At 74.4% G+C, this 6,102-nt stretch carries 5 protein-coding genes; 2 read left to right on the top strand and 3 right to left on the bottom strand.

The window, feature by feature from the left end:
- Positions 1–44 precede the first annotated feature (44 nt).
- The 3 genes from ABZ641_RS23215 to ABZ641_RS23225 all read right to left on the bottom strand — a co-directional run bounded on the left by ABZ641_RS23215 (position 45) and on the right by ABZ641_RS23225 (position 3,303).
- Positions 45–1,742: a phospho-sugar mutase gene (locus ABZ641_RS23215; protein ID WP_344622108.1), complete on the bottom strand. Its 1,698-nt coding sequence runs from the start codon at positions 1,740–1,742 to the stop codon at positions 45–47.
- Between the two features lie 103 nt (positions 1,743–1,845).
- A complete protein-coding gene (locus ABZ641_RS23220; RefSeq protein ID WP_344622107.1) occupies positions 1,846–2,667 on the bottom strand; it encodes a purine-nucleoside phosphorylase in 822 nt (273 codons plus the stop codon).
- A gap of 198 nt (positions 2,668–2,865) precedes the next feature.
- Positions 2,866–3,303, bottom strand: a complete 438-nt coding sequence (locus ABZ641_RS23225; protein ID WP_344622106.1) for a gamma-glutamylcyclotransferase — start codon at positions 3,301–3,303, stop codon at positions 2,866–2,868.
- 134 nt (positions 3,304–3,437) lie between these two features.
- Between ABZ641_RS23225 and ABZ641_RS23230 the strand changes: the two genes are divergently transcribed.
- Both ABZ641_RS23230 and ABZ641_RS23235 read left to right on the top strand, forming a co-directional pair.
- The gene (locus tag ABZ641_RS23230) at positions 3,438–4,892 is read left to right on the top strand and encodes an NAD(P)H-quinone dehydrogenase (protein WP_344622105.1); all 1,455 of its coding nucleotides are present in this window, start codon (positions 3,438–3,440) and stop codon (positions 4,890–4,892) included.
- A 186-nt stretch (positions 4,893–5,078) separates the two neighbouring features.
- Entirely contained in the window at positions 5,079–6,050 is a 972-nt protein-coding gene (locus ABZ641_RS23235) for a DeoR/GlpR family DNA-binding transcription regulator (RefSeq protein WP_344622104.1), read from the top strand.
- Positions 6,051–6,102 lie beyond the last annotated feature (52 nt).

Below are 6,102 nucleotides of genomic sequence, written 5' to 3' on the forward strand. Positions count from 1 at the left end.
GCCCGGCGGACGAAGCGGGGTGTCCGCCGGGCGGCGCCGGGCCGTCAGGCGCCGATGCCTGCGGCAGTTGCGAGGTCGCGCTTGATGCCGTCGAGCAGGGTGGCGGCCCGCATGCGGGCGTCGGCCAGTCCGGCGGCGTCGGCGACCGGGAGGACGACCTCCAGGTAGCACTTGAGCTTGGGTTCCGTGCCGGAGGGCCGGACGACGATCCGGGCGGAGCGGACGCCCTCGCCGGCCAGGTAGTAGCGCAGGCCGTCGGTGGCCGGCAGGTCGGCGGAGCCGGCCGTGAGGTCGTCGGCCCGGGTGACCTGCAGCCCGGCCAGGACCGTCGGCGGCCGCTCGCGCAGCCGGTGCATGGCCTCGGCGATCAGCGCGAGGTCGTCGACCCGGGCGGAGAGCTGGTCGGTGGCGTGCAGGCCGTGCTCCAGCGCCAGGTCGTCCAGCAGGTCGGTGAGGGTGCGGCCGGAGCGCTTGAGGGTCGCGGCGAGCTCGGCGATCAGCAGGGCGGCGGTGATGCCGTCCTTGTCGCGGACGCCCTCCGGGTCGACGCAGTAGCCGAGCGCCTCCTCGTAGCCGTAGCGCAGGCCCTCGGCGCGGGAGATCCACTTGAAGCCGGTGAGCGTCTCGGTGTAGCCGAGGCCCGCGGCGGCGGCGATCCGGCCGAGCAGGGTGGAGGAGACGATGGTGGTGGCGAAGGTGCCGCCGACCCGCTTGGCGACCAGGGCCGAGCCGAGCAGCGCGCCGACGTCGTCGCCGCGGAGCATCCGCCAGCCGCCGTTGTCCGGGACGGCCACCGCGCAGCGGTCGGCGTCCGGGTCGTTGGCGATGACGATGTCCGGGCCGGCGGCGGCGGCCGTCCGGAAGGACAGGTCCATCGCGCCGGGCTCCTCCGGGTTGGGGAAGGCCACGGTCGGGAAGTCGGGGTCGGGCTCGGCCTGCTCGGCGACCACGGTGGGCGCCGGGAAGCCGGCCTGCTTGAAGGCGGCGAGCAGGACGTCCCGGCCGACGCCGTGCAGCGGCGTGTAGACCACGTCCAGCGCGCGGGCGCCGGCCGGGTCCAGCACGGTGACCGCGCGGTCGAGGTAGGCCTCGACGACGTCGTCGCCGAGCACCTCCCAGCCGCCCTCGGCGAGCGGGACGTCGGCGAGGGCGCCGATCGCGTCGATCTCGGCGGCGATCTCGACGTCCGCGGGCGGCACGATCTGCGAGCCGTCTCCCAGGTAGACCTTGTACCCGTTGTCCTGCGGCGGGTTGTGGCTGGCCGTCACGGTGACGCCGGCCGCGGCGCCGAGGTGGCGGATCGCGAAGGCGAGCACCGGGGTGGGCAGCGGCCGCGGCAGCAGGGCGGCGCGCAGACCGGCGCCGACCACGGCGGCGGCGGTGTCCCGGGCGAAGTCGTACGACTTGTGCCGGGCGTCGTAGCCGATCACCACGAGGTCGCCCAGCCCGGGGTTCTTGCGCACGTACGCGGCGAGGCCGGCGGCGGCGCGGATCACCACGGCGCGGTTCATCCGCATCGGTCCGGCGCCGAGTTCGCCACGCAGGCCCGCGGTGCCGAACTGGAGGCGGCCGGCGAAGCGTTCGGCCAGCCGGGACCAGGCGATCCGCTCCCCGGACTCGGCGTCGGGGCCCTCGGCGGCGGCGAGCAGCTCGGTGAGCTCCGCGCGGGTCTGCGGGTCGGGATCCTCGGCGAGCCACGCACGGGCCCGGGCGAGGAGGTCGGTGGTGGGTGCCTGCGCCATGCTGCGAGCTCCAAACGGGGGTGTGGGCCGGCCGGCGGCGGCCGCGGCACCGCGGGGGTGCCGCGGCCTGCCGCCGGTCTACTGATTCTGCGTCAGTGCGGGCTCAGATCCGCTCAAGGACCTTCGCGAGCAGCGCGCCCATCCGCTCGGCGCTGGCCTTGCCGGCCTCCAGCACCTCTTCGTGGTTGAGCGGCTCGCCGGTGATGCCGGCGGCCAGGTTGGTCACCAGGGAGATGCCGAGCACCTCGGTGCCGGCCTCGCGGGCGGCGATGGCCTCCAGGGTGGTCGACATGCCGACCAGCTCGCCGCCGATCACCCGGGCCATGTTGACCTCGGCCGGGGTCTCGTAGTGCGGGCCGCGGAACTGCACGTAGACGGCCTCGTCGAGGGTCGGGTCGACCTCGCGGCACAGGGCGCGCAGCCGCTTGGAGTAGAGGTCGGTGAGGTCGACGAAGTTGGCGCCGACGATCGGCGAGTCGGCGGTGAGGTTGATGTGGTCGCTGATCAGGACCGGCTGGCCCGGGGTCCAGCCCTCGCGCAGGCCGCCGCAGCCGTTGGTGAGGACGACGATCCCGCAGCCCGCGGCGGCGGCGGTGCGGACGCCGTGCACCACGGTGGCCACGCCGTGGCCCTCGTAGTAGTGGTTGCGGCCGAGGAAGATCAGGGCGCGCTTCTCGCCGATCTTCACGGAGCGGATCTTGCCGGCGTGCCCGGCGACGGCGGGGGCGGGGAAGCCAGGGAGTTCGGTGACCGGGAACTCGGCCACGGTCTCGCCCAGGGCGTCGGCGGCCGGCACCCAGCCGGAGCCCATGACGAGGGCGACGTCGTGGCGGTCGACGCCGGTCAGCTCGCGGAGGCGGTCGGCGGCGGCCCGGGCGGCGGCGTAGGGGTCGGCGGAGACGACCGACTGAGGAGATGCGTTCACGGGTCCGAGGATAGACAAGATTCGCCTACGCGCGTAGACAATCCCGCCAAGACGCGCCGGATCGTTACCCGAATCATCCGGAAATACCGTGACAGGCGGCCTGCGGACACCCCGGTCCGTCGGATCGCACGAGGCCGCGGACCCGGTCGTGGCGCCGCCGGGCGGTGCCGTCCCGGCCGCGGCGGGCCGCGGCCGGGCTCAGCAGGGGCGGCGGCGCAGCTCGTGCACGTAGTCGTCGGGGGCGCCGGCGCTCTCCGCCGCGTCCGCGATCAGCCCGAGGTAGCGGGCGGCGGGCAGGCCGCCCTCGTAGTCGTTCAGTACGTACGTCCAGACCGGGATGTCGCCGTCCAGGGTGTGCGCCCGCAGCCGGATCTTGCGGTAGATGCCGAGCTGCACGCCCTCCCAGCGGTCGAGCCCCTCCTCGTCCATCGGCGAGACGTCGTAGAGCGAGACGAAGACCTGGTCCTTCTCGTCCTCCACCACCGTCGCCAGCGAGCCCTCCCAGCCCAGCTGCTCGCCGCCGAAGGTCAGCCGCCAGCCGTCCAGCCAGCCGGTGCCGCGCAGCGGGGAGTGCGGGGCGCGCCTGGTCATTTGCCGGGCGTCGAGGTTCGTGGCGTACGCGGCGTAGAGCGACATGGGCGCCAGCCTACGGGAGAGCGCTGCCCCGGACCGGAACGGGCGGGCCCGCGGGGGCGGCCGCAGGAGCCCGCCGAAGGGCCAGGACAGGAGGCAACGCCCCCGGCGTGGCTTTGGTTCCGGCATGCGGGAGAATGGTGCCCGTGACTCGGATCGTGATCATCGGTGGCGGACCCGGCGGATACGAGGCGGCCCTGGTGGCCGCCCAGCTCGGCGCGGAGGTGACCGTCGTCGACCGCGACGGCCTGGGCGGATCGGCGGTGCTGACGGACTGTGTGCCGTCCAAGACGCTGATCGCCACCGCCGAGGTGATGACGACCTTCGACAGCTCCTACGAGGAGCTCGGCATCATCGTCGCCGACGACACCCCGCCGCTCGCGCAGTCCGCCCGGGTGGTCGGCGTCGACCTCGGCAAGGTCAACCGACGCGTGAAGCGCCTCGCGATCGCCCAGTCCCACGACATCACCCAGGCGGTCACCCGGGCCGGCGTCACCGTGCTCCGCGGCAAGGGCCGGCTCGGCGCCGGCGGCCAGGCGGTGGACGGATCCCGCGAGGTCGTCGTCGACCGCGAGGACGGCACCACCGAGACGGTGCGCGCCGACGCCGTGCTGATCGCCACCGGCGTGCACCCGCGCGAGCTGCCCGACGCCCAGCCGGACGGCGAGCGGATCCTCACCTGGACCCAGGTCTACGACCTCGACGAGCTGCCCCGCGAGCTGATCGTGGTCGGCTCCGGCGTCACCGGCGCCGAGTTCGCCGGCGCCTACCAGGCGCTCGGCTCCGACGTCACGCTGGTCTCCAGCCGCGACCGGGTGCTGCCGGGCGAGGACCCGGACGCCGCCGAGGTGCTGGAGGACGTCTTCCGCCGCCGCGGCATGAACGTGATGAGCCGCTCGCGCGCCGAGAGCGCCAAGCGGATCGGCGACAAGGTCGAGGTCACCCTCTCCGACGGCACGGTCATCGAGGGCACCCACTGCCTGATGGCGGTCGGCTCGATCCCCAACACCGCGGACATGGGCCTGGAGGAGGCCGGTGTCGCGCTGAACGACTGGGGCCAGATCAAGGTCGACCGGGTGTCCCGCACCACCGCCCCGGGCGTCTACGCGGCCGGCGACTGCACCGGCGTCTTCATGCTCGCCTCGGTCGCCGCCATGCAGGGCCGGATCGCGATGTACCACGCGCTCGGCGACGCGGTGCAGCCGCTGAACCTGAAGACCGTCGCCTCCAACGTCTTCACCGACCCGGAGATCGCCACGGTCGGCTACACGGCCGCCGACGTGGCCGGCGGCAAGATGGACGCCGTCGAGGTGAAGCTGCCGCTGCGCGGCAACCCGCGGGCCAAGATGCAGGGCATCCGGGACGGCTTCGTGAAGCTGTTCTGCCGCCCCGGCACCGGCATCGTGGTCGGCGGCGTGGTCGTCGCGCCGCGCGCCAGCGAACTCATCCATTCGATCTCGCTCGCCGTGGACAACAACTTGACGGTCGAACAGGTGGCCGGCGCGTTCACCGTGTACCCGTCGCTGTCCGGCTCCACCGCGGAGGCCGCCCGGCAGCTGCACATCCGCAAGCGCGAGGGCTCGGACTCCTGACCTGCCGCGCGCATCCGGGGCGGCCGCCGCGGCGGCCGCCCTCCGCGTTCCACCCGCGCGGCCGAGCGTGCGCGGAGCCGCCCGCGGCGCGAATTGTACGGTCGCGCGCCGCTCGTACGTGAGCGTTTCCGGCTACTGGCTGCAAACGCCTGAAAGCAGACGGTCATTCACGTTACCGTCGGTTCCGTGTTTGCTGCAGAACGTCGCCAGTTGATCCTCGAAATGGTGCGCGCCAACGGAGCGGTCTCGCTCCGGGAGTTGGCCCGCGTCGTCCAGACCTCCGAAGTCACCGTCCGCCGGGACGTCCGGGCCCTGGAGGCCGAAGGGCTGCTCGACCGCCGGCACGGCGGGGCGGTGCTCCCCGGAGGCTTCAGTCGGGAGCCCGGCTACCCGCAGAAGACCCATCTCGCCGCGGCCGAGAAGAGCGCCATCGCCGACCTGGCCGCCGGCCTGGTCGAGGAGGGCGACGCCGTGGTCGTGGGCGCCGGCACCACCACCCAGGAGCTGGCCCGCCGGCTCGCCCGGGTGCCCGGCCTCACCGTGGTCACCAACTCGCTGCTGGTCGCCCAGGCGCTGGCGCACGCCAACCGCGTCGAGGTGGTGATGACCGGCGGCACCCTGCGCGGCTCCAACTACGCCCTGGTGGGCAGTGGCGCCGAGCAGTCGCTGGCCGGCCTGCGGGTGTCGAAGGCGTTCGTCTCCGGCAGCGGGCTGACCGCCGAGCGCGGCCTGTCGACCACCAACATGCTGTCCGCGAGCGTGGACCGCGCACTGGTGCAGGCGGCGACGGAGGTGATCGTCCTCGCCGACCACACCAAGCTGGGCTCCGACACCATGTTCCAGACGGTGCCGACGGAGGCCATCACCCGGCTGGTCACCGACGAGCAGTCCGCCGCGCAGGACCCGACCGCCCGGGAGCTCGACGCGCTCGCCGACTGCGGGGTGCAGATCTCGCTCGCCCCGCTCGGCACGCCCGCGGAGCCGACGGTGCACAGCGGCGGCCCGGCGCACCCGATGACGCCGCACCAGGCACCGCCCGCCGGCGGCCCGCGGCGCACCGCACCGCCCGGCACCCCGCTGCCCGGCCAGCGCCGCCCCGGGCACGCCGCTCTGATGGCCCCGCCCGCCGGCCACCGGCCGGCCCTGAGCCGGCCCTGAGCCGGCCCCGAACGGCCGAGGGGCCGGCCCCCCCCCCCCGGGGGGGGGGGGG

The organism is Kitasatospora sp. NPDC007106 (assembly GCF_040634455.1).
Classification (GTDB): domain Bacteria; phylum Actinomycetota; class Actinomycetes; order Streptomycetales; family Streptomycetaceae; genus Kitasatospora; species Kitasatospora arboriphila.